This is a genomic window from Vibrio sp. Y176, assembly GCF_033438945.1.
Genome location: NZ_JAWOQS010000004.1, coordinates 416,156 through 442,607, shown reverse-complemented (window position 1 = coordinate 442,607; position 26,452 = coordinate 416,156). Strand labels below are relative to the sequence as shown.

The following is a 26,452-nucleotide window of genomic DNA, read 5'->3' as shown; positions in this document are numbered from 1 at the left end:
TTGAGTGACTTATTAACAGAAGTTAATTAACTGAAAGTTGAGAAGTGATGAAACATTTTTCCGAGAACTTGCACGAATTCTTTTTGACACGACATTGCTCACATTGCTTCCAGTGTAATTTATAGCTTCTTGGTTAAGCTGCTCTATTTACAGAATTTGCTTTACCACTTCTGCTAGGCGACCCCATTCGGGTCGCTTTTTTCTTTTCTACGATTTCTATTTGACGTCACTATTAATATCTTTTCCACATGCGATGATCATTTTAGGATCGTTGATCTTCTCGCCGTTATGCGAATTTATTACTATAAATCAATGATTTGAGTTGGTGTTTTCTTGTGTTTTTTGTTATTGGATAACCAGTGGATAATTTCTATAAACAGAGTTATCCACAGGAGGTGGTGTTTTCGTGAATAAAGTCGGAAAAATTTACGCGACCTAGATCGAGCGAACAAGATAGATTCGGATCAGCAGTCATGGCATCCTAGGCAGATCTCTCAAGTACTGAATTGGATACAGACAATTATGGCAAGTATTCCTGAAAATCCGTTGATCCTTATCGACGGCTCTTCTTACCTATATCGCGCTTTTCACGCCTACCCGGGCACCATGAGCAATGGTGAAATTCCAACTAATGCCGTTTACGGCGTCGTGAACATGTTACGCAGCATGATGCGTCAGTTTGCGTCTGAGCGCATCGCGGTGGTTTTCGATGCAAAGGGAAAAACCTTTCGTGATGATATGTATGCAGAATACAAAGCGAATCGTCCGCCAATGCCGGATGACCTGCGTTGTCAAATTGAACCATTACACAATGTTATTCGTGCAATGGGTTTGCCGCTGATCTGTGTTCCTGGCGTCGAGGCGGATGACGTCATCGGTACGTTAGCATACCAAGCATCACAAAAGGGCATGCCTGTATTGATCAGTACTGGTGATAAAGACATGGCGCAGCTAGTGGATGATAACATTACCTTGATCAACACCATGACGAACGTCGTAATGGATCGTGAAGGTGTGGTTGAAAAGTTTGGCATTCCACCTGAGTTGATCATCGACTACTTAGCACTGATGGGCGATAAAGTAGATAACATTCCTGGTGTACCGGGTGTCGGTGATAAAACAGCGACCGCACTACTGCAAGGCATTGGTGGTCTGACGAAGTTGTATGAAAACCTCGATGATATTGCAGGGCTTGGTTTCCGTGGTTCTAAAACCATGGCGAAAAAGCTCATCGACAACAAAGAAAATGCCATGCTTTCGTATGAGCTAGCGACCATAAAATTGGATGTTGAGCTTGAGGAAACGCCAGAATCATTGCTGAAAGCGGAACCAAATAAAGACGAATTAGTGAAGCTATATGGCCAACTGACGTTTAAATCTTGGTTGAATGAACTACTTGAAGGCGGTTCTGGATCTGTGGAGGCCGTAGAGCTTGCAGGATCTTCACAAGCTTCTTCTTCTCAAGCCGAGATGGAAACTTCTTCGGTAACAATCGATCGCAGCCAATATGAAACAATTCTGGATAAAGAAACCTTCAATGCTTGGCTAGATAAACTTCAAACGGCTGAGCTGTTTGCATTTGATACGGAGACCGATAACCTAGATTACATGCTAGCGAATCTAGTTGGTTTGTCATTCGCTGTCGATGAAGGTATTGCGGCTTATGTGCCAGTTGCACATGACTATTTAGATGCGCCTGAACAGCTTGATCGTGATTGGGTACTAGAACAGCTGAAGCCAATTCTTGAAGATGCAGCGAAAGCAAAAGTCGGTCAAAACTTAAAGTATGATGCGTCTGTACTCGCTCGTTACGACATTGAGCTAAAAGGTATCAAGCACGACACGATGTTGGAATCGTATATCTACAACAGTGTCGGCGGTAAACACGATATGGACAGCTTGGCGCTTCGCTTCCTACAGCACAGCTGCATTTCTTTTGAGCAAATTGCAGGTAAAGGCAAAAATCAGCTTACGTTTAACCAAATCGAACTGGAACAAGCATCGCCATACGCGGCAGAAGATGCGGATGTGACCCTTCGTCTGCACAATCGCTTGTTTGCTAATATCGAGCAGGATGAAAGCCTGAAGACAGTTTACGAAGAGATTGAAATGCCGTTGGTGCCAGTTCTTTCGCGCATTGAACGCACTGGGGTCTTTATCGATGAAATGAAGCTGAGTGCGCAGTCGGTCGAGATTACCGCTCGCCTTGATGAGCTTGAAAAGAAAGCGTACGAAATTGCAGAGCAAGAGTTTAACATGAACTCGCCAAAGCAATTACAAGCCATCCTATTTGAAAAAATGGGTTTACCGGTTGTGAAGAAAACGCCATCAGGCACACCATCGACGAATGAAGAAGTTCTGCAAGAACTCGCGCTAGACTACCCACTACCAAAACTGATTTTGGAATACCGTGGTTTGGCGAAGCTAAAATCAACTTACACCGACAAACTGCCGAAGATGATCAACCCATCAACGGGGCGCGTGCATACTTCTTACCACCAAGCAGTGACTGCAACGGGTCGTCTATCTTCTACTGATCCGAACTTACAGAACATTCCAATTCGTAACGAAGCTGGCCGTCGTATTCGTCAAGCGTTTGTCGCGCCATCAGGGCATAAAATCTTAGCGGTCGACTACTCGCAAATCGAACTTCGCATCATGGCGCACCTTTCTGGTGACCAAGCGTTATTGGATGCATTCCGTGATGGCAAAGATATCCACGCGGCAACCGCAGCAGAAATCATGGGTGTTTCTATTGAAGACGTTTCAAGTGAGCAACGTCGTCGTGCGAAAGCGGTTAATTTCGGTCTTATTTACGGCATGAGTGCGTTTGGTTTGGCGAAGCAATTAGGCATTCCTCGTGGTGAGGCTCAAGCGTACATGGATACATACTTTGAACGTTACCCAGGCGTGATGCAGTACATGGAAGACACACGCAGCACGGCAGCAGATAAAGGGTATGTTGAAACGATTTTTGGTCGACGTTTGCATTTACCAGAAATCAAATCACGCAACGGGATGCGTCGTAAAGCTGCTGAACGTGCGGCAATCAACGCACCAATGCAAGGTACGGCTGCGGACATCATTAAGAAAGCGATGCTGTTGGTTGATCAGTGGATTCAGGAAGAAGGCAATGGTCGTGTGAAGTTATTAATGCAAGTACACGATGAATTGGTCTTTGAAGTTGAAGAGTCATCATTGTCCGAAATTGAAAGTAAAGTACAGAAATTGATGGAATCTGCAGCAGAGCTAAAAGTACCGTTGGTTGCAGAAGCAGGTCATGGTGATAACTGGGATCAAGCTCATTAGTCACTTTTAGACCAAAATAACCAATTAATTATGAGCCAGCGCACAAACGCTGGCTTTTTTTTGAGATTAAAAAAGCTAGAGCAAAGTTAACTTTGATGTTGCTTAATAAAAAATTCATGAAAAAAAACTACAAAAATTCTTTGCAATTCTGACCAATTGTTGTACATTAATACTCGTAGGGTACAGAGGTAAGATGTTCTATCTTTCAGACCTTTTGTTTCACGTTATTGGATTAGGCTGATTCAGCCGCCCCAGTCAGTTTTTGACTGGGGCGTTTTTTATTGGGCAAAAGAAAATTATTCTTTTGGATCAGTAGCTTAAAGCAAACCTTCAGAAACCTTCTTTTTTGACCTTTCTAAGTCACTGCAAAATCTCGATTTTTCCTTCAAATTTATTGCGTTATTCATCCTGTAAATTTACGCCAGTCACACTATTATTTTTTCTTGAAAGAAACTAAGTTACATCTTTTTGAAGCTTTGCTTGGCTTAACTGTCTGAATTGTAACGCTATTGGGTGTTTTTGGAGTGAATGTTTGGTGATACACAGGAAACAAGAGCGCTTTTTAACCTATTGAAATCGAATCTCAGTTCAGCAATGCTTCGTCACATAACAATAATTACCAATTTTTCTCTCCCGTTATCCCTGCCAGGAAGGCGGGGATTTTTATTGCCTGTTATTTAGTTCAGATAAACAAAAGCCCCACCAAATGGCAGGGCCGTGTCGAAGAAATTTAACAAATATTGTTAATTATTCTTCATCGCTCGCTGGTATCTCTTGTTCGTCTTCTTCTATCAGGTGTGCTAGTGCTGGTGCAAACCAGGTATCCAGTTTTGCACGTAGCTGATCGACACCTAATCCTTTAAGTGAGGAGAACACATCAACAGAAACGTCACCACCGAAAGTTTCTACTTGCTTACGAACTTTCAGTAGAGTTTGTTTGCGTGCACCACTTTTTAGTTTATCTGCTTTGGTTAGCAAAACCTGCACAGGAATGTGGCTATCGATGGCCCAGAAAATCATTTGTTGGTCGAGATCTTTCATTGGATGACGAATGTCCATTAGAACCACTAAGCCTTTTAGGCACTCGCGTTTCTGTAGGTATTCACCCAAAGATTTCTGCCATTTGTTTTTCATTTCTACCGGTACTTGAGCAAAACCGTATCCAGGTAGATCGACAATGTGACAACCTTCTTCTACTTTGAAAAGGTTGATTAATTGCGTACGACCAGGTGTCTTTGATGTCTTGGCTAAGCTTTTTTGATTAGTTAGACGGTTAAGTGCACTCGATTTACCAGCGTTTGAGCGTCCTGCAAACGCAATTTCGACACCTTCGTCTTCCGGCAGGTGACGAATATCGGGTGCGCTGGTGATGAAATGCGTATTTTGGTAATGAATTTTTACGCTCACTGTTAACTCCATCTCGACTTTGTGTAGTCGATTGATTACTTTTTTGTGAAAATGTGTAAAATAACCGTGCTCGGCATAAGGTCGCCTATTGTACCATGAGTGTACGCGGTATGTTCACATTCCGTGGTACTGGAAGCTTGATAATTATAATGGAATGTCATGAAGAAATTAGCGCTAATTTTGAGTCTTTTAGCCAGTTGCTCAGTATGGGCCCAAGGTAATATTGAGGCTGGTAAAGCAAAATCACAAACCTGTGTCGCCTGTCACGGAGCAGATGGCAACAGTGCAATAACAACGTACCCGAAACTCGCAGGCCAACACGCTAAGTATCTTGAGAAGCAGTTAAAAGAACTTAAGCTAGGCATGACAAGTGGTGGTAAACAAGGTCGTTACGATCCTGTAATGAGTGGTATGGCAATGCCACTGAGCGATGAAGATATCGCAGACCTATCTGCTTACTACGCTTCGCTACCAGTTTCAGAAAACTCAACACCTGAAGATGTAGTAGCAAAAGGCAAAACGCTTTATACCGCTGGTGATGCCGAGCGTGGCCTAACCGCATGTATTGCATGTCATGGTCCTCGTGGCAATGGTACTGAGCTTTCAGGTTTCCCGAAAATTTCTGGTCAGCATGCTGACTACATCAAAGCTCAGCTAGAAAAATTCCGTGATGGCGACCGTGGTAATGATATGAATGCCATGATGCGCGACATCGCGAAGAAAATGACAGACGAAGATATCGAAGTGCTGTCTAAATACGTTGGCGGTCTGCACTAATATACCTAAATCGCTCAAGAACCTGCATCTTGAGCTGGTTGGGTAGATGTCCCTACATCGTTCGAGCAACTTGTACAAAAATGCCCTAGTGAATCCACTAGGGCATTTTTGTTCGTGACAGATATCACAGTCGAGTTTGGATACGAAAGCGATAGTTGGCTCGGCAGTTTGTGAGACATTTGCCATACTTGATGTTGGCTTTTTCTTGTTAGTGTTTTTAAGTTTTTGATTAAATGATAATTTTGATTTTTTAGAAAAATAGGCGGATTATTTTTTCAACCCATTACTTGTGAGCATAACGGGATGGCGTAAAGTAGAAGTCGTTCACAGGGAGTGAATGTAAGGATTTAAGACCACGGTTTAGGTCTCCAAGGATGTAGCTCGGATGCTTGGTGATTTAGAAAGGGATTTAGATAGGTAGGGAGCCTATCAGATAAGGATGGTCATCTCGTCTGACGGTTAAGACAGTGAAACGGATCAGGCACAGGAAGTTGCTCAGTAGACAGGAAGTAAACGGATAGCCAAAACTCATCAGGAAGATGAAAAACAACTCTTTTTGGCAGGGAAAGCTCTAAAAACAAAGGGATCATTGGTGCACCAAATGTGTGCAACACAGTTTCGCCAATTGATGGCACTTAGAAAGCGACAGTCTGACTGTCGCTTTTTTTATATCCGTTGACTTGCTCAGTCGTAACTTGAATTGAGATTACAGCACTTACTTTAGCTTTATAGGTTGTAAACAAAGTTTTTTAACAAAAATTGCTGAAAAAATACTCAACAACACTCCAATCCGAGTTCACTTTCTGGTATGTTTCGCATCCCTGTTTGAGGAAGTCAGCATGCATACCTGTCCTTTATGCCAAAATCAGCGCACTCACCATTATTTTGAAGATAAGCGTCGTGAATATCTTCAATGTGAGCAGTGCAGCTTGGTATTCGTAAATCCAGACCAACGTTTGGATGCGGAAAGCGAAAAAGCTCACTATGATTTGCATGAGAACAACCCCGATGATTTGGGTTACCGACGCTTTTTGTCGCGTATTGCTGACCCGATCACTGAGCGAATTTCTCCACAATCAAATGGTATCGACTTTGGTTGTGGTCCTGGCCCAACGCTCTCCTTGATGCTGGAAGAGGCGGGGCACAACATGGCGTTGTACGATCTCTACTACCACCCTGATACGTCGGTTTTAGAAAAAACGTACGACTTCATGACAGCAACAGAGGTGATAGAGCACCTCTACCACCCAGATTTGGTGTGGAAGCAATGGTTGAATTTAGTTAAGCCAGGGGGCTGGATAGGCCTGATGACGAAAATGGTCATCGACGTGGAGGCTTTCAAATCATGGCATTATAAGAACGATCTCACTCACGTAGTGTTCTTTAGTCGTGACACGTTCCAGTTCCTAGCAGAGCGGGATAAGCTCGAACTCGAATTTATTGGTAATGATGTAATTTTACTGAGGAAACCCCAGTAATGAGCCGTAGTAAAAAATCTAGAAAACCGGGTGCCGCTGGTGCACCTGAGTTTGTTGTAACTCGTAACCGTACAGAATCTGATGTGGAAGGCCGCTTACGCAAGCGTGCTAAAAAGCGTAAAGGTCTGAAAACGGGTAACCGTAACTCAGAAGTTAACGAGCAGAAAAAGCAAGCTGCTGCACAAAATCGCGACCCGCGCTTAGGCAGCAAAAAGAAAATACCTCTGATTGTTGAACCTGCGAAGAAAATGACGAAGCAAGAGCGTCGTTTGTCGGCAGAGCAAGAACTAGAGATGCTAGAAAATGACGCGCAATTGAACGTGTTGCTAGACCGTATTGAAGCGGGTGAAAACCTGGGCACAGGTCTACAGAAATTCGTCGATGAGAAACTCGATCGCATTGAGAAGCTAATGGACCAACTAGGTTTGTTGGAACCTGAAGAAGAGGAAGACTTCACTGCACCTGCTGAGAAAAGCACGCGCAACGATGATGACTTGCTGGCAGATTTCGACGACATTAATTTCGACGACTATAAAGGATAATTAAGCTATGAATGTAACCTTATTAGCTATTGCTGGTGTTGTGATTATCATCGCACTCGCTTCTTATGCAGGTTACCTTCTGCTTCAATTGAAAAAGCAAAAGGAATTGCAGCTGAAGCATCAAAAATTGGCGATAGACAAACGTAACGCCAACATTTTTGAGAATGTGCATACCTTGTGTCAGGCGGGCATTCAAGGCCAGTGCGATTTATCTGAAATCAGTATCCGTGTGTATAACATCATGGATTATGTACAAGGTGAAGACCGCGTTGATTTCGATAAAACGTACCCTGCGATTTCTGAGCTTTACCACATCGTGAAAGATATGGCGCGTGGCGAAGAACGCCAACAACTTGCCAAGAAAGAGCGTATGCAACAGAACTTGACGCGTCATAAAGCGGAAAGCCGCCTCACTGATGCGATTATTGAGGAGCTCAAAGTGTTGCAGAAAAACGTCCAGCCACTGAATAATCAAATCAATATTCAGATGATTTAAGCGCGACCTCCAATAGTCTCCTTATGGCTAATGGGGGTATCGTGATCACGCTAGCACTTCTTTAGTTTTATACTTAAAAAGCCAGTCGGCGTTGCCACGCTTGTCATCGTCGTATGGCAAAATAGCGGCTCTGAATATCGGGTGACGGCTTTCGTTGCCCTAGCATTTAACGGAAAGTACCACCATGTCGAATCAACACACTGAATCGAAACAGCAAATCGTCTGGGATCAAGCGGTATTGGATAAGTACAACTATTCCGGGCCTCGTTATACGTCGTACCCAACGGCGCTGGAGTTTCATGAAGCGTTCACCATTTCTGATTATGATATGGCATGCACTCAATACCCAGAACGCCCATTATCGCTGTACGTACACATTCCGTTCTGTCACAAGCTTTGTTACTACTGTGGATGTAATAAAGTCATTACGCGCCACTCGCACAAAGCGGATGAATACCTCGACGTGCTTGAACACGAAATTCGTCAACGTGCTGCATTACTTGTGGGTCGCACCGTGACGCAATTGCATTTTGGTGGTGGTACACCGACGTTTCTCTCTGAAAAGCAAATCACGCGTGTAATGAGCCTGCTACGCCAAGAGTTTACTTTTAGCAGCGATGCTGAAATCAGTATCGAGGTTGACCCGCGTGAAATAGAGCTGACCATGCTGGATCATCTGCGTAGTGAAGGCTTCAATCGCTTGAGCATCGGTGTTCAGGACTTCAACAAAGAAGTGCAAAAGCTGGTGAATCGTGAGCAAGATGAAGAGTTCATCGTTGCGATGGTTGCGCGCGCAAAAGAGTTAGGCTTTCGTTCGACGAACCTAGATTTAATTTACGGTTTACCGAAGCAGACCAAAGAATCTTTTGCCAAGACTCTAGAACAAGTGCTAGAGATGCAGCCGGGCCGTCTATCCGTGTTTAACTACGCGCACATGCCACAGTTATTTGCAGCGCAGCGTAAGATTAAAGACGAAGACCTGCCAAAGGCAGAAGAGAAGATGGCGATTCTGCAAGACACCATCGCGACACTGACTGATGCTGGCTACCAATTTATCGGTATGGACCACTTTGCTTTGCCGGACGATGAACTTGCTGTTGCCCAGCGCGAAGGTATTTTGCATCGCAATTTCCAAGGCTACACCACACAAGGTGAATGTGACTTGGTTGGCTTTGGTGTTTCTGCAATCTCGATGATCGGCGATGCGTACGCGCAAAACCAGAAAGAGCTGAAGAAATACTACGCTCAAGTCAACGAACTTCGTCACGCTCTATGGAAAGGGGTCTCTCTGGACTCCGATGATTTGCTCCGTCGTGAAGTGATTAAGCAGCTGATTTGTAACTTCAAGTTAGACAAGAAAGCCATTGAGTCTGAGTTTAAAGTGAAGTTTGATCAGTACTTTAAAGAAGACTTACAGCTACTTCAGACCTTCATCAACGATGAGCTGGTGGAAGTGGATGACAATGAAATTCGTGTGACGCTGCGAGGTCGTTTGCTGATCCGTAATATTTGTATGAGCTTCGATAAATACCTACGAGCGAAGGCACGTCAGCAACAGTTCTCTCGTGTGATTTAATCAGAGATACAGATTCAAGATATAAAAAATGCCAGCAGATGCTAGCATTTTTTATGTTTTCGCTGGATTTAAGCGCGATCTTTTACTTTTTCTTTCAGTTCCGCTTTTTCTGCTTCTGAAAGGAATGCAATCTCAAGGCCATTAATTTGCGCTTGGCGAATCTGGTCTTGGCTCAGACCAGCGGCTGGTGCCGCTACTTCGTATTCGTATGGCAGTTCGATACCTTCAACCGCTGGATCGTCAGTGTTCAGACACGCAAGAATGCCATGCTCTAGGAACTGCTTGAGAGGGTGGTTTTCTAGCGTTTCTACCGTACTTGTTTGGTAGTTTGACGTCAGGCAAGATTCAATACCAATGCGGTTTTCTGCTAGGTAATCCATCAGTTTTGGATCGTGAATCGCTTTTACGCCGTGACCGATACGAGTTGCGCCCAGCTCATTGATTGCTTGCCACATGCTCTCTGCACCTGCTGCTTCACCAGCATGGACCGTTACCCCAAGGCCAGCATCGCGTACTTGCTTGAAGTGAGACACAAAGCGATCACCCGGTTGGCCTAGCTCGTCACCCGCAAGGTCGACGGCAACGATGTGATCTTTCTGGCTCAGAATGCCGTCCAGTTCTTGTTGACATGCGTCAGTGCCAAATGTGCGACTCATGATACCGATCAGGTTGGCTTTCACGCCAAAATCGCGCATACCCGCTTGCACACCGTCCACGACGGCTTCAACAACCCCCGTTACTGGTAGTTTGTGTTTCATCGCCATGTAGTAAGGAGAGAAACGCAGCTCTGCGTAATCGATTTGTGCGTTTAGCGCGTCTTCTACGTTTTCGTACGCGACACGACGACACGCATCTAAATCGCCCAGTACAGCAACACCCCAGTCGAGCTTAGAAAGGAAAGCAACAAGAGAGGGTTCCGCTTCGACAATTTGAACGTGAGGAGTGAGAGACTCAATATCGTACGCTGGTAGGGCAATGCCAAACTTTTGGCCTAGCTCAAGAATCGTTTTAGTACGAATGTTACCGTCGAGGTGACGGTGCAAATCAGTAAGAGGAAGGTTCTTCGTTATCATTTTGTCGATCCGGATAGTTATGAACTGGAACAGGGCCCAAACATCATCTGTGACAATACATGGGTAAGATTTGCAGTTAAGTATAAATAACAGTTGGGTAGATTGTCAGTAGAGGATGACTAGGAAATCAACGATTCTCGCTCTTTTCTACTTCATGTTCACCAAATGTGTTGGCCATTCTTCTAGTGGCATAGGGCGGCTGTAGTAGAAGCCTTGCACCTGATTACAGCCTAAAGAGCGCAGTAATTGTGCTTGATTGCTATCCTCGACACCTTCCGCGACGACATTAGTTTTGAGACCTGCTGTGATATTGATGACGGCAGCGACGACTGAACTGTTTAAGTTTTCTTGTGTGAGTTGATTGATGAAGGTGCGATCAATCTTCAAGCAGGTAAACGGCAGAGAGTGGAGGTAACCCAGTGATGAGTAGCCGGTGCCAAAGTCATCTATCGCGATACCAATACCCATTTCACGCAGTTTAGTCATATTTTCTAGTGTGGTCGGTGCGCTATCAATGATACGTGATTCTGTGATCTCTAGTGTGAGGTTACTTGCTGGTAATTTCGTGATATCCAATACGCTTGTCACCGTATCAACAAAACTTGGGCAAGATAGTTGATTAACGGAGATATTCACATGCAGTTGGAAGTCCGACGGCCACTGTTTGCTTTCGATCGCTTGGTAAGTGTCGCGACAAGCTTGTAACAGAATCTGTTGGCCGATGGCTTTGATCATGCCGCTTTCTTCCGCGATTGGGATAAAATCTAATGGTGACACCATACCTGAGTCGCTATGCCAACGCGCAAGTGCTTCGGCGCCACACACTGTGCCACTGTCGAGATCCACAATCGGTTGGTAATGAGGAATAAACTCTCGGTTTTCAATGCCAGTTTGGATCTTGGTCAGCATTTGTGTACGAAACTTTGAAGCGCTCGCTAGTTCTGGGCTGTAGTGACAAACACCAGTCAGTGAGTCTTGTTTGGCGTAACTTAATGCGATGCTGGCGTTGCGTAACCATAAAGGCATGGTTTCGTTTGGCTGGGTTTGTACAATACCAAGTGAAATCTTCATCACTACATTCTCGCCTTCCACCATAAATGGGGTGGAAAAGAGTTGCTGTAATCGACGCTCGGTTTGTTTAATTTTGGTTTCCGTGTCGACATTTGAGAGAAACACCGCGAATTCGTCACCACCAATCCGAGCCAATAATGCGTTGTCACGAAACTGCTGTTTTAACCTTTTAGCGATGCTGACCAACAACTGGTCGCCGTTGTGATGACCCACACTGTCGTTGATATCTCTAAATTTGTTGATGCCAAGTAAAAATAAACTGCCGTGACAAAGATGAGACTGATTTTCACAGATTTCGACCAAACCCTGACGACTATATAAGCGTGTCAGAGAGTCATAAACCAACTGTTCACGCAATGCTTTGAATGACGCTCTTAGATTGTTCGCCATTTCATTAAAAGCATGGACCAGTACGGTTGTCTCATACACATAACCAGGCTTTGGCATGCCGCTATCCCAATCCCCATTTGCCAGGTGCTGAGCGGCGGCGGCCGTTGCGTTAATTGGTCTGGTAACTCGGTTGAAAATGATCCAACTGATGGCGATCCCAAATAGGCTTACAATAATGCCAACGAGCCAGCTCTCTTGCTGGCTTTTCGGTAACAGGCCGAGAAGCTCGGACTCCGAAATGGAGGTGCCAATAAACCATGTTAAGCCATCTTGGTCTCGATACGGGGTTAGCCGACTGAAAATACGTTGGCCATCATGTTCAAATGAAAAAGTATAAGGTTGCTTGGTGTTGTTGAGATCGAAAGACCGGACGCGGCTCGCACTGATTTTGATGATCGGGTCTGCGTTTTCTGCGGCAAGCAAACGCTGCCCTTTATCCGAAAATTTTGTGCCCCATGAGATGACGCTTCCCGGGCCTGAGTGAGCGATTAAACGATGATCTGGGTCCATGATGTAGACCGACGCTTTAGTGTTGTATTTTAACTCGCGCAGGAATTCGTTGAATGTATTGATACGAATGTCTGTCACCAAAACACCAGCAAATTGGTCGTGTTTGTACACCGGCGTCATGGCTGATAGCGTAATATCCTGGCGTTCATCAGCATTGGTATAAATTTCAGACCAAGTGGCGTTTTGGCTCTCTGCAACGGGCTTATACCATGGGCGAGTGCGAGGATCGTATTGGGAGATAACCGTTCGAATGTTGTTACTCACATGGTTGGTTCCATAAATAACCAGATCACCATCGGTGTGGCGATCTTGCACCATTAAGGTGTAATCGTCGGAAAGTTCGCGGCGAAAGCCTGCAAAGTCGCCGTTTTCTGAACCAAATGCGATTACATCCAACTGCGGTATCGATTGGTAAAGATTTTTGAATGCACTTAGCAGGTAGTTTTGAATGTCTGAGGTATCGTGAGGGCGATAAAGGTTGTGATAGCTGACGTTGTGCGCGAGAGCCATAACCGCAGTAAAAGGCTTACGTAGATAGCTATTGAGGTGGTCGTGGACACTTTCGGTTAACACGGAAAGTTGCTTGTCACTGATATCCGTGACCACTTCTTCGTAACTTTGTTTTTGGACGTAGACAATGACACCGATCGCCAGTAAGAAGATCATGACAAATGGAATCAGAACAGCAGTACGCAGTGTAATTTGAGTCGTAGCAGTAGACATCGCCTAATCACATAGATGGTGGTGCGCCACAATTGTACTGATGTTTTTATTAATATCGAGTGACAAACGACGCTCGTTGTTAACGCACCACGTAAGTGATTGTCAGTACAATTCTTTTAATTTTCTGGTGAGTGTATTTCGCCCCCAGCCTAATACTTTAGCGGCATCTTGCTTATGACCTTTAGTGTGCTCTAAGGCTGCTTCTAATAAAATGCGTTCAAATTCTGGTAAAGCGTAAGAAAGTAGTTCTTTATCTCCTGCTGCGAGTGAATGCCGTGCCCAATCCGCCAATTGTTCTTGCCAACTACCATGTGCAGAGTCTGAAATGGATTTTTTCTCTTCTAGTAGTTCGCTTGGCAAGTCATTTGGTAACACCTCGCTACCACTGGCCATAACGGTTAACCAACGGCAAATATTCTCTAATTGACGCACGTTGCCAGGCCAATCAAGGCGGTTAAGAATCTCTACAGTCGACGGGTGGAGAGTTTTTGTTTCCACACCAAGCTCATCAGCCGCACGGATAAGAAAATGCTGTGTAAGCTTTTCAATGTCTTGCTTACGCTCACGCAGTGCCGGGATCTGAACGCGAATCACGTTTAAGCGATGAAATAGGTCCTCACGGAAGTCACCTTCTTGCACCAGCTTTTCTAAGTTCTGGTGTGTTGCCGCGACAATTCGTACATCGACACTGATCGGAGAGTGACCGCCCACTCGATAAAACTGCCCGTCAGCTAGAACGCGTAGTAAACGAGTTTGAATGTCCAATGGCATGTCGCCGATTTCGTCTAAAAATAGAGTGCCGCCATTGGCTTGTTCGAATCGTCCTTGACGAACATTGTTTGCCCCCGTAAACGCGCCTTTTTCGTGGCCAAACAGTTCTGATTCAATCAAGTCTTTGGGAATCGCCGCCATATTGAGCGCAATGAAAGGTTTGTTAGCACGTGGACTGTGACGGTGCAGTGCATGAGCAACGAGTTCTTTACCCGTGCCCGATTCACCGTTAATCAAGACTGAAATAGAGGAGCGAGAAAGACGACCAATGGCGCGAAACACCTCTTGCATCGCTGGTGCTTCACCGATAATTTCAGGCGTTTCTGCTGGAATGTCTTCTGGAGAGAGCTGCTCGCGTTTGTTTTCGTGGCTGTGTGCAATGGCTCGTTCAACCAGAGTTAAAGTTTCATCAATATCAAAAGGTTTTGGTAAATATTCAAAAGCACCTTTTTGGTACGCATTCACTGCTGCATCTAAATCTGAGTGCGCGGTCATGATAATCACGGGAAGGTCTGGGTAATCGCGCTGTACTTGTTTTAGTAGCTCCAACCCATCAATACCTGGCATGCGAATGTCTGATACTAGAACATCCGGCACTTCGCGTTCGAGCGCCATTAACACGCTTTCTCCATCGGCATAGGTTTCACATTTGATGTTGGCAGAGGAGAGCGTTTTCTCCATTACCCAGCGAATTGAACTGTCGTCATCAACGACCCAAACATATCCTTTACTCATGTAGTAATCCTTGCAGCAAACCGAAAAACTGACGCGACTTGAAGTCCATTAGCGCAATCAGATCGGCAGATAAATAGTAAATGTTGTGTGACCAGGCCAGCTTTCTACGTCTATTTTTCCATTGTGCTGGTCGATCAAATTTTGCGAAATAGATAGCCCTAATCCAGTTCCTCCCTCGCGGCCACTGACCATGGGATAGAACAGCGTGTCTTGTAGTTCCGGTGGAATACCTGGACCGTTGTCTGTGATTTCGACACGAGCAGCGAGTTTACAGCGTTTGCCGTGAATATTGGCTTGATGCACCGTTCTGGTGCGAATGGTTATTTTCCCGTGTTCTTGATGGCTAAGAATTTGTGCGGCGTTGCTGACGATATTAAGCATTGCCTGCTCGATTTGGTCTGTATCCATCAAAATCTCTGGCAAGCTTGGGTCATAATCTCGTTCAATGATGATTGAGCGTTGTGACTCTAATTCAACCAGTTGGCGAACCTTTTCAAGAATTTGGTGCAGATTCTCTTGTGTCTTCTTACCTGGCTTTTGCGGTCCTAGTAATCGATCCACGAGCGCCCTTAAACGGTCTGCTTGCTCAATGATGATGTGTGTATATTCGGTGAGAGAGGGCTCTGGCAGCATTTTTTCTAGCAATTGCGCCGCACCGCGTAAGCCGCCAAGCGGATTTTTAATCTCATGTGCAAGCCCTCGGACTAACAGCTTCGCTGCTTGTTGTTGGGCGTGTTGGTTCAGTTCTTGAGAGAGTCGGCGCTGCTGATCAATTTTGCGCATCTCGACCAGAAGCATCAACTGCTTTTGCCAAGTGATAGGGCTAACCGTCACCTCTAGCATTAAAGGGCGGCCATCAACAACGAAAGTGACGTCACTGTCGGTGATGCTTTGGCCACTTTGCAACGGTTGAGTGAGCAGCGCGAGATCCAGCGACGCATGCTGAATCAATTGAGAAAGTGATTGTTCAATAATTCGTTTGGCGCTTTGAGAAAACAGCAATTCGGCAGCCGGATTGGCATAACGGATGGCCAATCCATCATCAAGAATCAGCGTTGCTGTCACCATATTGTTGAGAATGGCACTAGGAAGACTGGTATCCACATTACGTCCTTGTTTTGCTTTAAGATTGTGCGATGCACAATAATGGTGCAATTGAACGTTAAGTATGGCGAATAAATCTTAGAAGAAAAAGTGAAAAGCATCGCTGTGATGTGATTTTTTTCACCAGATATTCTATTTTGCCCCTTTTACGGTCGGCTTAACACTTGCTCTATGTAAATGCACCGTTATAGGGCTAGTAGATGCAATAAGCTTGCCGCTTCTTTTCGCGTGCACAGCAAGTGTGTGAGTGCCTCGGTCAATATTGTTTAACTGCCACACTATATGGTTTTGTGGTGCACCATAAGGTTTTCCATCGAGTAACAATTGCAATTGCTCACCGATACCAAGCTTGCGATTGGTTTCTAATTGAATATTGATGATGCCTCGATTGCTGCGGATGGTCTCGTTGTGCTTGGGAGCCAGCATCGAGAGTTGTAATGGGAGAGGCTTCTCGGTTGTTTTATCTGGCTTGTTTTGTGATGCAGTAGATGGCGTAGTCTGAGGTGCGAGCGATTCAGTACTTTCTACCTCAGGAGCTGGTGCGCTGGCTTCAAGGTTTGGCAGTGCGATCGCTTTTGCTCCTTTGTTTGGCGTATCGCTAAAGTGAACCACGCCATTTTCATCTACCCACGTATACGCGACCTGCGCGAAGGCGATAGAGGCGATTAACAATCCGCTGAGTGCACACAGTGATGGAATAAGCTGAACTTTCATTGCTCACCTTCTCTTGTTCGATGATTTCACGTTTCAATGGCTTAGCTCTTTGACCTGTAAGGAAAAATTCTAAGTGTATTTTTATTATCCCCTCATGTTAAACGTCGAAGCTTGAGTGGCGAATACAAAAAAGGCCCGCCTGCGAGGCGAGCCTAATATTTTATTGCTGTGTTTACATTTTACACAGTGTCGACCTTACACAGAGTAGTAAAGTTCGAACTCAACAGGGTGAGTTGTCATGTTCACACGCTCTACGTCCTGAGACTTAAGGTCGATGTATGAATCGATGAAGTCGTCAGAGAATACGCCGCCCGCTGTTAAGAACTCACGATCAGCATCTAGCTCTGCTAGCGCGTCTTTTAGTGAGTATGCAACAGTTGGGATTTCTGCTGCTTCTTCAGCTGGAAGATCGTAAAGGTCTTTATCCATCGCTTCGCCTGGGTGGATCTTATTCTTGATACCGTCAAGACCAGCCATAAGCATTGCTGCGAAACATAGGTATGGGTTCGCCGCTGGGTCACCGAAACGAACTTCGATACGACGTGCTTTCGGGCTTGGTACCACTGGGATACGGATTGAAGCAGAGCGGTTACGCGCTGAGTAAGCTAGCATTACTGGTGCTTCGAAGCCTGGTACAAGACGTTTGTACGAGTTTGTTGATGGGTTAGCGAATGCGTTGATTGCACGAGCGTGTTTGATGATACCACCGATGTAGTAAAGCGCCATTTCAGATAGACCGCCGTACTTGTCACCAGCAAATAGGTTTACGCCATCTTTTGCTAGAGACTGGTGAACGTGCATACCGCTGCCGTTGTCGCCAACAAGTGGTTTAGGCATAAACGTCGCTGTTTTACCAAACGCGTGAGCAACGTTGTGTACAACGTACTTGTAGATTTGGATTTCGTCAGCTTTGGTTGTTAGCGTGTTGAAACGAGTTGCGATTTCGTTTTGACCCGCCGTTGCCACTTCGTGGTGGTGCGCTTCAACAACAAGACCCATCTCTTCCATTACTAGACACATAGCAGAACGGATGTCTTGAGATGAATCTACTGGAGCTACTGGGAAGTAACCACCTTTAACGCCTGGACGGTGACCTTTGTTACCTTCTTCGTAGTCAGAACCTGTGTTCCATGCTGCTTCTACATCGTCGATCTTGAAGAAAGAGCCTGACATGTCTGTCGAGAACTTCACGTCATCAAATAGGAAGAATTCTGGCTCAGGACCGATAAGTACAGTATCTGCAACACCTGTAGAACGCATGAAGTCTTCAGCGCGTTTTGCGATAGAGCGTGGGTCACGGTCGTAGCCTTGCATTGTTGCAGGCTCTAAGATGTCACAACGGATATTTAGTGTTGCGTCTTCCGTGAATGGGTCAAGCACAGCAGAAGATGCGTCAGGCATCATTACCATGTCTGATTCGTTGATACCTTTCCAGCCAGCAACTGATGAACCATCGAACATTTTACCTTCTTCGAAGAAGTCTGCGTCGATTTGGTGAGCAGGGATCGAAATGTGCTGCTCTTTACCTTTTGTATCAGTGAAGCGTAGGTCAACAAACTTAACTTCGTTTTCTTGGATCAGCGATAGAACGTTTTCTACTGACATCTTGGATAACCTCCAGTGTTAATAAGCGGTAAAAGCTCGATTTATGAATTATTCATGAAACCTGGCATTGATTAATCAATTTGACTTTTCATTAATCGATGCTGTTTTAACTAAAGCCAAAACCGTGCCAAAAAAAATATTCCATTAATTTCAAGCAATTGTGTTTTTGAATGCTAGTTTGGTGCACTTGCTTGCACCAAAATGATCTTTGCTTGCACTATTATGGTGCCAAAAATCATTGTTGCACCATAATGTGACAGGTACATTGCGTATTCAGCCCATTTTTTGAGCAAGAGTCAATTTGAATTATGCATCGATTAGAATAAAGTTGCGTTTAATCAATTCGTTCTGAGGAAGAAAATGGGCATTAAGCGTAAAAATCGCAGAAATGCTCGGGAGTAGATCACATATTTCTAGGCTTTTTGCTAAAATCTGGTACATTATGGCCGTTTTTTTAATCAGCAAATGTCGCCAGAGAGCACCCGTTCTCAGCGTGGGGGCATTTCATCTATCTAAGTGAATCAATATCCATGGCTACTCCACAGATTGATAAATTAAGAAATATCGCGATCATCGCGCACGTTGACCACGGTAAAACGACGTTGGTTGACAAGCTGCTACAACAATCAGGCACGCTTGAGTCTCGCGGTGAAGCTGAAGAGCGAGTCATGGACTCGAACGACATCGAGAAAGAGCGCGGTATTACCATTCTTGCTAAAAACACAGCAATCGACTGGAACGATTACCGTATCAACATCGTAGATACTCCGGGACACGCGGACTTCGGTGGTGAAGTTGAGCGTATCATGTCGATGGTAGACTCTGTACTACTTATCGTTGACGCTGTTGATGGTCCAATGCCTCAAACGCGTTTCGTAACACAAAAAGCGTTTGCTCACGGTCTAAAACCAATCGTTGTAATCAACAAGATTGACCGCCCTGGTGCACGTCCTGATTGGGTTATGGACCAAGTGTTCGATCTATTCGACAACCTAGGTGCAACTGATGACCAGCTAGACTTTAAAGTAGTTTACGCATCAGCACTTAACGGTTGGGCTTCTCTAGAAGAAGGCGAAACTGGCGAGAACATGGAACCATTATTCCAAACTATCGTTGATGTTGTTGACGCGCCAAATGTTGACCTTGATGGTCCACTACAGATGCAAGTTTCTCAGCTAGACTACAGCTCTTACGTTGGTGTTATCGGCGTGGCTCGCGTAACTCGTGGTAGCGTTAAACCAAACCAGCAGGTAACCATTATTGGTGCTGACGGTAAAACTCGCAACGGTAAAGTGGGTACAGTAATGGGCTACCTTGGCCTAGAGCGTCACGAAGTGGAACAAGCTAACGCGGGTGATATCATCGCAATCACTGGTCTTGGCGAGCTGAAAATTTCTGACACTATCTGTGCACAAAACGCAGTAGAAGCATTACCACCATTGTCTGTTGATGAACCAACAGTAACGATGACGTTCCAAGTAAACACGTCTCCATTCGCGGGTAAAGAAGGTAAGTTCGTAACGTCACGTAACATCCTTGAGCGTCTTGAGAAGGAATTGGTACACAACGTTGCACTACGCGTTGAGCAAACAGACGATCCAGATAAATTCCGCGTATCAGGTCGTGGTGAACTTCACCTTTCTATCCTGATCGAAAACATGCGTCGTGAAGGCTTTGAGCTAGCAGTATCTCGTCCAGAAGTAATCATCAAAGAAGAAGATGGTCAGTTGATGGAACCGTTCGAAACGGTAACTATCGACGTAATGGAAGAGCACCAAGGCGGCATCATGGAGAACATCGGCCTACGTAAAGGTGAGCTGAAAGACATGTCTCCAGACGGTAAAGGTCGTGTGCGTATGGACTTCGTTATGCCATCACGTGGTCTGATCGGTTTCCAAACGGAATTCATGACACTGACTTCAGGTTCAGGTCTTCTTTACCATACGTTTGATCACTACGGCCCGCACAAAGGCGGTAACATCGGTCAACGTGTAAACGGTGTACTAATCGCGAACGCGATGGGTAAAGCGCTAACTAACGCACTGTTCAACCTTCAAGAGCGTGGTCGTCTATTTATCGGTCACGGTGTTGAAGTTTACGAAGGTATGGTTATCGGTATTCACAGCCGTGACAACGACCTAACGGTAAACGCACTGAAAGGTAAGCAGCTAACCAACGTTCGTGCATCTGGTACCGATGACGCACAGGTTCTTACTCCGCCAATCAAGATGACTCTTGAGCAAGCACTAGAATTCATCGATGACGATGAGCTAGTAGAAGTAACGCCTGAAAGCATCCGTATCCGTAAGAAGTTCCTAACGGAAAGCGACCGTAAGCGTGCTTCTCGTGGCGCGAAATAATTTTCGTTAAGCGATTCAATTAAGAAGAAGCCTCGAGTTATGCTCGGGGCTTTTTGTTTTCTGGAGTTGAATATGAACCCGATTATTATCACCGGTGGGCCTGGTGCGGGAAAAACAACACTGCTGAATGCGCTAGACGCGTGTGGTTACGCCACGTTTCCTGAAGGATCTCGTGATTTGATTGAGCAGCAAAGCCAGTTAGAAAATGGTATTTTGCCGTGGACGAATTTACCTGAGTTTGCCAAGTTATGCCTTGGGTTGATGGACAAACAAAAGAGTGATGCGCGTTGTCATGATGTTGCGTTTGTTGATCGCGCCATCCCCGACATCATTGCATACCTGCAAGTGGGCGGCTGTAAGGTTGACCAAGCTTTCTTAACCGAAAGTGCTGGGTACCATAGTCAGGTGTTTACTTGTCGACCTGAAGCATCCATTTACGTACAAGATGAAGTGCGTCCGCACAGCTTTGAAGAAGCATTGGAGATTCATCAGTCGTTAGTGAGTGTCTATACTGAGTTGGGTTATGAAGTGATAGAAGTACCATGGGGAACTGTGCCAGAGAGAGTAGGCTTTGTTCGAAGAGTCATCGGTTTACTCGGTAAGGTCGCCGACTAAAACCTCCTCACTAGGAGGAGGTCTAAATCATTTACTTTTGATTGAGCTTTTGTAGGAATTTATCGGACTCTGCAATCGCTTCGTTCATTTGTTTGATCGCAAACTGGATGTCTTTCTCTAAGCTAGAGAACTCACCTTGCAAAGAACCAATCGCACTGGCGTTAAGGTTGTGTTTTAAGTACAACGTGTTGTCACGTAGCGTATCCAGTACCGGTGTCATCTTTTTCTCTGCACGCTTCATAGCGCTAAGCATGGTTTTGTACGAGGCTTTGGTTTCACGTAGTTTTTGCTCGCTTGAACGACGCAGTTTCGCACTCGAGTACAGCTCTAGCTCATCTTGCCACTCATCAAACAGTGCGCCGGATACGTCTTCAATCGCAGCAATACGGTCACGTACGTCTTGAGCCGCTTTTTCGCTATCTTCGTATTTGTCATTGATGTTGTTGTAGACATTTTCTAGCTCACCACCATCAAAGTTGGTGATCGCAGACAAGGCTTCAAGTGCACTGGTGAATTCTTCTTGTGCATCTTGTTGAGATTCTTTGGCATCTTCGACGCGGTCGACCATAATATCTCGTTTATGATACCCAACCTGCTCCATTGCTGAGTAATAAGCAGATTGACACCCTGTTAAAGTGAAAATTGATAGTACAATTGCTAATAAATAAGGCATTCTTATGTCCTCGGCGCTAATTATGGGATGAACTATGAACCAGTTATCAGAGAGTTACAAGGCGAGATTAATCAATCTACTGCCAAGTTGCGTCGCGTTTTTTAAGTATCTTCTTAAGCGATTAACGCATGACCGTGTGAATGTGAACGCGGGCTATCTTGCCTACATTACCTTGTTATCCATCGTGCCAATGCTGACGGTATTGTTATCAATATTGTCGAAATTTCCCGTTTTTGCGAACGTTGGTGAGGTGCTGCAAGGCTACATTATTGAGAATTTTGTGCCGGCTTCTGGAGAAGCTGTACATACGGCATTACAGGAATTTGTGGCGAATACGGGCAAAATGAGCGCGGTTGGCGGTGGGTTTTTATTCATCGCAGCGGTCATGCTGATTTCCAACATTGATAAGAACTTAAACTACATTTGGCGAGTTAAAGACAAGCGCCGTTTAGTCTTTTCATTCTCTATGTATTGGATGGTACTCACGTTAGGGCCGATCATGGTCGGTGCGAGTATTGCGGCGACGTCGTACGTGACTTCGCTGCAAATTTTAGAGAACGAGACATTATCTGGTGCGTTTAATTTATTTCTGCGTTGGCTACCGTTGTTGCTGTCCTTTTTTGCTTTTCTTGGCTTGTATATTCTAGTGCCGAATAAAAAAGTACACCTCGCTCATGGTGCCATGGGGGCAGCAGTCGCCGCGATACTGTTCGAGTTGAGTAAAAAAGGCTTTGCGCTTTACATCACTCAGTTTCCGTCTTATCAGCTCATCTACGGCGCGTTAGCGGCGATTCCTATCTTATTTGTTTGGGTGTATTTATGCTGGATGATCGTGTTATTGGGGGCGGAAGTTACGGCTGCGCTTGGTGAGCGAGAGCACTGGAGTGAAGATTTAGACATGATACACTCGACCGCTGAATCTCAGTTAACAGATGAAGGAAGCGAGAGTAGTGATAGCGCTAATTCAACGAGTCAGTGAAGCGGCCGTCCGCGTGGATGGTGAAGTCGTAGGAGAAATTGATCGTGGTCTGCTGGTCTTATTGGGCGTAGAGAAGGACGACGATGAAGCTAAAGCAAAGCGTTTAATGGAGCGTGTTACAACCTACCGTGTGTTCGAAGATGACGAAGGCAAGATGAACCTGAACGTTAAACAGGTGGAAGGTAAAGTGCTGGTGGTTTCTCAATTTACGCTGCCTGCGGATACAAAAAAAGGCACGCGAGCTGGCTTTTCTCGCGGTGCGCATCCTGTGGATGCAGAGCGCTTGTATGATTACTTTTCTGACTTGTGTGAAGAAGTTTTACCCACACAGCGTGGCCGCTTCGCTGCCGATATGAAAGTGTCCTTGGTGAATGACGGTCCAGTGACGTTTTGGTTGCAGGTCTAATCTGGTAACACAGGCGCCATAGTCTAAGCTTTAACTCCAAGCTCATGGAATTGGCTTGGAGTAATTTTTCCGACACTGATTAGTGTTGTGCTTTCAAAGGATTGATATGTTCAAACTCATTACTCCCAAAACCGATAATCAGATAAACAAGTATTATCAGTTTCGCTGGCAACTGCTTCGTGAGCCATGGCGTATGCCGATCGGCTCAGAGCGCGATGAATACGACGAAATGAGCCATCACCGCATGATTGTTGATGGTCGAGGTCGTCCTATGGCGATTGGCCGTTTATACATTACGCCGGATAATGATGGCCAGATCCGCTATATGGCGGTTAAAAATAATCGCCGTAGCAAAGGAATGGGGTCGCTGGTTTTGGTTGCACTAGAGTCGTTAGCGCGCCAAGAAGGAGCGAAACGCTTGGTGTGTAATGCTCGTGAAGATGCCATCGCCTTTTATGAAAAAAATGGCTTTGAGCGTCGAGGCGAGCTAACCGATGAGCGTGGCCCTGTGCGCCATCAGCAAATGGTGAAGCAACTGGATCCGATGGCCAATGTGTTACGTCGCCCTGAATGGTGTACTGAGCTTCAACAGCGATGGGAGCAACAAATCCCAATTAGCGACAAAATGGGGATCAAAATTAACCAGTACACGGGTTACCAGTTTGAATGCTGTGCGCAGCTTAATCCTAACCTTAACCCGCATAACACCATGTTCGCTGGGTCAGCTTTTACCTTAGCAACCCTGACAGGGTGGGGGATGACGTGGCTGCTGCTTAAAGAGCGTGGGCTGCACGGTGATATTGTGTTGGCCGACAGCTCGATTCGTTATCGTCAACCAGTCGAACAAAACCCCGTGGCGAGTACTTCGTTGGATGGGATCAGTGGTGACCTAGACCGATTGGAGTCGGGACGCAAAGCACGCATCGTTATTCACGTAGAGATTTATAGTGGTGACACGCCAGCTGTGGATTTTGTCGGTACCTATATGCTGATACCGAACTACTCGCAGTTACTCAGTTGCTGATGGGGTAAGCGCCGACTGATCTGCTGGGCGCTTATCTGTTTCACCTTCTTGCTCTGTCGGTGAGAGGGTTTGTTCTGCTGCGGAATTCGTGTCGGGTACTTCATCTTCTTCGATAACTTCTTCGTAAAGCTCTTCCTCTTGAGTCTCCAAATTGATGTTATCAATCACGATTGGTTGCTCGATGGAAGGTTCATTTTTCTGTGGAGTCTCAATATCAGTAGGCTCGGCCAGTTTTGATGCGTTCACGCACTCATTACGGTGGGTTTCACCACTTAGTAGATCGCCTTCAATGTTTCCGCACGACTCTTCCAATTGATAAGTAATGCCACTTAGCGGGTTGTTGGCCATATCAAATGTTCCCCAAACCTTACCATTTATGGCTTTTCCTGAAATTGTGACCGGCTTTATGGCAACTTCCCCTCGTTGCGCGCTTAAACGCAGTGGACTTAAGGTAATGGCTTTGAGCCAATGATCCGCTTGGGAATTCAAGCGGGTATCTCGGAGATTGGCTTCCACTTCACCCGATAAGCTGTAGGCCAGCATGTTGCGATCACCTGATAACCCTTGTAGATCGAGGCTAAGATCGGAAAAACCATCAATAGCCAGTGTGTCGGGTAAAAAATAATCGTGGAAGAGCGATAAGGGAATACCATCAGCATTGACGTTGAGCGCCCAAGGTTGGCTCGGGGTACTCAAATCTATTTGTCCGATGCCTTCTACGTAGCCTTGCTCGAGTGGCGCAAAAAGGCGAGTCAATTGCCAAAAGCCATCTTTGCTTTGCATGGCAAGTGCTGCGTGAGACGTGAGTATTTGGTCATAGCTAGCGTTGACAACGCTGACTTCCAATTCGCCTTGCCAAAGGCCCCAACGTTGAGCCGACTGTTTAATATCAAGCTGTTGCCCTTCGATATTTAAACCGGAAAGTTGCCAATAAGGTTCGTGAGATAGCTGGATAATTTGGCTGCGCTCAATGTCGAGTCGTTCGATTGCAACATGCTCTAACTCGCTGGTGGCGGCGTGCCACCAATTTAGGTTGTCTTCTGGCTGTGTTGCCCACTTGAGGCCTTGAATAGAGGCTTCTTTGAGCTTCCATTGTGTTGGCGTGAACAATCCAGAAACTTGCACTCGACCTTGCTGCCAATCTAAGCTGAGCTCGTTGAGCTGGATTACTCCTGGCTCGATAGCGGCACTCAAACGTGGCTCTATTGCGGTTTGCTGCTGGAATCGAACGCTATCCGCCTGCAATGACACTTGAGCTTTTGTCTTCCAGAGAGACAGTGGCAGTGTGGCGTTTTCCACAGAAAGATCCAAGTTCTGCCAGTGCCAGTCGCCCCATTCAATATCGGCGTTAAGCAAATCTAAGCTATTAATATGATTAATGTTGAATGGTAGATCGTGCCAAGGTTTTGCAAGCAGTGATTGGCGCTGCGTATTACTCAGTTTCAGCTTGTTGATGGTCACATTTACTAAAGACCAGCCTTGAGGATACTGCTCCCCTTGCCCAGATATTTGACTGTTACGCCAGTTAAAAGAGGTGCCATAAAGCGTACTGTCTTGCGGTTTGTAGTCTATATCGACTAAGACTTGATTAAAGGCTTCGCCATTCCAATAGAGTTGGTCAGCTGCAAGTTGAACTTCGCCATATGGTATTAATTGACCATTCCATTGTGGTGATTGAATTTGAAGATCAATGCCATTGGCAGAGAACTGCTCGTCGGCGTAATCAATATTTTTGAGCGCGATTTGATGGAATAAAACGTTGTCTAAAGGTGGGAGCTTTGGTGCGCCATACTGCAAGCTCATACCATCAATCAATAAACTATCAACGATCCATTTACCATCGCGATAAACATCGGGATTCATCCATAAATCGACTTGCTCGATGTAAGACGCATCGTCTCCGCTGGTGTTCACGCGTTGTAAAGTTAGGTGATAGGGAAAGCCATAACCCACGCTTCCGGCCCGGAAGGGAAGAGAAAAGGTGTTTGACAGCAAGCGCCAGGTTGCGTCCGCGTAAGATGTTGTTAGCAGCGCAATCGTAGCGGCTGGAATGGCAACTAAGATAACCAATAACAGAAGTAGAACTCGACGCGCTGTTTTCATCTTTGCTAGAA

The 26,452-nt window shown here is 45.5% G+C and carries 20 protein-coding genes; 11 read left to right on the top strand and 9 right to left on the bottom strand.

Annotated elements, in window-relative coordinates:
• The first annotated feature begins 522 nt into the window (after window positions 1–522).
• Complete coding sequence (gene polA / locus R7O13_RS13245) at window positions 523–3,309, top strand: DNA polymerase I (RefSeq protein ID WP_318304013.1); 2,787 nt, start codon at window positions 523–525, stop codon at window positions 3,307–3,309.
• Between the two features lie 747 nt (window positions 3,310–4,056).
• On the opposite strand, the gene yihA is transcribed toward polA, so the two are convergent.
• A complete protein-coding gene (yihA, locus tag R7O13_RS13240; protein ID WP_017635019.1) occupies window positions 4,057–4,716 on the bottom strand; it encodes a ribosome biogenesis GTP-binding protein YihA/YsxC in 660 nt (219 codons plus the stop codon).
• Between the two features lie 159 nt (window positions 4,717–4,875).
• On the opposite strand from yihA, the gene R7O13_RS13235 reads away from it, so the two are divergent.
• The 5 genes from R7O13_RS13235 (at window position 4,876) to hemN (ending at window position 9,585) form a co-directional block, all read left to right on the top strand.
• On the top strand, window positions 4,876–5,493 hold the full coding sequence (locus R7O13_RS13235; RefSeq protein ID WP_005379248.1) for a c-type cytochrome: 618 nt from the start codon (window positions 4,876–4,878) through the stop codon (window positions 5,491–5,493).
• A gap of 839 nt (window positions 5,494–6,332) precedes the next feature.
• Window positions 6,333–6,971, top strand: a complete 639-nt coding sequence (locus R7O13_RS13230) for a class I SAM-dependent methyltransferase (protein WP_005379250.1) — start codon at window positions 6,333–6,335, stop codon at window positions 6,969–6,971.
• On the top strand, window positions 6,971–7,513 hold the full coding sequence (yihI, locus tag R7O13_RS13225) for a Der GTPase-activating protein YihI (RefSeq protein WP_005379252.1): 543 nt from the start codon (window positions 6,971–6,973) through the stop codon (window positions 7,511–7,513). The genes R7O13_RS13230 and yihI overlap by 1 nt, the downstream gene beginning before the upstream one ends.
• Window positions 7,514–7,520: 7 nt before the next feature.
• Window positions 7,521–8,009: a DUF2489 domain-containing protein gene (locus R7O13_RS13220; protein WP_005379254.1), complete on the top strand. Its 489-nt coding sequence runs from the start codon at window positions 7,521–7,523 to the stop codon at window positions 8,007–8,009.
• Between the two features lie 184 nt (window positions 8,010–8,193).
• Window positions 8,194–9,585 (top strand): oxygen-independent coproporphyrinogen III oxidase, encoded by a 1,392-nt coding sequence (hemN, locus tag R7O13_RS13215; protein ID WP_104979917.1) that lies wholly within the window; start codon window positions 8,194–8,196, stop codon window positions 9,583–9,585.
• 68 nt (window positions 9,586–9,653) lie between these two features.
• On the opposite strand, the gene add is transcribed toward hemN, so the two are convergent.
• The 6 genes from add to glnA form a co-directional block, all read right to left on the bottom strand.
• Window positions 9,654–10,658: an adenosine deaminase gene (gene add, locus R7O13_RS13210; RefSeq protein WP_256895989.1), complete on the bottom strand. Its 1,005-nt coding sequence runs from the start codon at window positions 10,656–10,658 to the stop codon at window positions 9,654–9,656.
• Window positions 10,659–10,805: 147 nt separating this feature from the next.
• Window positions 10,806–13,352, bottom strand: a complete 2,547-nt coding sequence (locus R7O13_RS13205) for an EAL domain-containing protein (protein ID WP_064376870.1) — start codon at window positions 13,350–13,352, stop codon at window positions 10,806–10,808.
• Between the two features lie 102 nt (window positions 13,353–13,454).
• Window positions 13,455–14,858: a nitrogen regulation protein NR(I) gene (gene glnG, locus R7O13_RS13200; protein ID WP_017821941.1), complete on the bottom strand. Its 1,404-nt coding sequence runs from the start codon at window positions 14,856–14,858 to the stop codon at window positions 13,455–13,457.
• A gap of 57 nt (window positions 14,859–14,915) precedes the next feature.
• A complete protein-coding gene (glnL, locus tag R7O13_RS13195; protein ID WP_017821940.1) occupies window positions 14,916–15,962 on the bottom strand; it encodes a nitrogen regulation protein NR(II) in 1,047 nt (348 codons plus the stop codon).
• Window positions 15,963–16,094: 132 nt separating this feature from the next.
• Window positions 16,095–16,676 carry a DUF4124 domain-containing protein gene (locus R7O13_RS13190; RefSeq protein WP_017635013.1) on the bottom strand — a complete coding sequence of 194 codons (582 nt, stop codon included), beginning with the start codon at window positions 16,674–16,676 and terminating at the stop codon, window positions 16,095–16,097.
• Window positions 16,677–16,871: 195 nt separating this feature from the next.
• Window positions 16,872–18,281, bottom strand: a complete 1,410-nt coding sequence (gene glnA / locus R7O13_RS13185; protein WP_005379275.1) for a glutamate--ammonia ligase — start codon at window positions 18,279–18,281, stop codon at window positions 16,872–16,874.
• 530 nt (window positions 18,282–18,811) lie between these two features.
• On the opposite strand from glnA, the gene typA reads away from it, so the two are divergent.
• A complete protein-coding gene (gene typA / locus R7O13_RS13180; RefSeq protein ID WP_005379276.1) occupies window positions 18,812–20,641 on the top strand; it encodes a translational GTPase TypA in 1,830 nt (609 codons plus the stop codon).
• 72 nt (window positions 20,642–20,713) lie between these two features.
• On the top strand, window positions 20,714–21,256 hold the full coding sequence (locus R7O13_RS13175; RefSeq protein WP_005382971.1) for an AAA family ATPase: 543 nt from the start codon (window positions 20,714–20,716) through the stop codon (window positions 21,254–21,256).
• A gap of 31 nt (window positions 21,257–21,287) precedes the next feature.
• Here the strand turns inward: R7O13_RS13175 and R7O13_RS13170 are convergent, their stop codons facing one another.
• Window positions 21,288–21,929: a DUF2959 domain-containing protein gene (locus R7O13_RS13170; RefSeq protein ID WP_005382972.1), complete on the bottom strand. Its 642-nt coding sequence runs from the start codon at window positions 21,927–21,929 to the stop codon at window positions 21,288–21,290.
• Between the two features lie 34 nt (window positions 21,930–21,963).
• Here R7O13_RS13170 and R7O13_RS13165 point away from each other — a divergent pair, with 34 nt between their 5' ends.
• From R7O13_RS13165 to R7O13_RS13155, 3 genes are all read left to right on the top strand, one after another.
• A complete protein-coding gene (locus R7O13_RS13165; protein ID WP_005379281.1) occupies window positions 21,964–22,908 on the top strand; it encodes a virulence factor BrkB family protein in 945 nt (314 codons plus the stop codon).
• A complete protein-coding gene (dtd, locus tag R7O13_RS13160) occupies window positions 22,880–23,314 on the top strand; it encodes a D-aminoacyl-tRNA deacylase (protein WP_005379282.1) in 435 nt (144 codons plus the stop codon). Before R7O13_RS13165 ends, dtd begins: the two co-directional genes overlap by 29 nt.
• A 106-nt stretch (window positions 23,315–23,420) precedes the next feature.
• Window positions 23,421–24,338 (top strand): bifunctional GNAT family N-acetyltransferase/hotdog fold thioesterase, encoded by a 918-nt coding sequence (locus R7O13_RS13155; RefSeq protein WP_318304009.1) that lies wholly within the window; start codon window positions 23,421–23,423, stop codon window positions 24,336–24,338.
• On the opposite strand, the gene R7O13_RS13150 is transcribed toward R7O13_RS13155, so the two are convergent.
• Window positions 24,324–26,441 (bottom strand): AsmA family protein, encoded by a 2,118-nt coding sequence (locus R7O13_RS13150; RefSeq protein ID WP_318304008.1) that lies wholly within the window; start codon window positions 26,439–26,441, stop codon window positions 24,324–24,326. The genes R7O13_RS13155 and R7O13_RS13150 overlap by 15 nt on opposite strands.
• Between the last annotated feature and the right edge of the window lie 11 nt (window positions 26,442–26,452).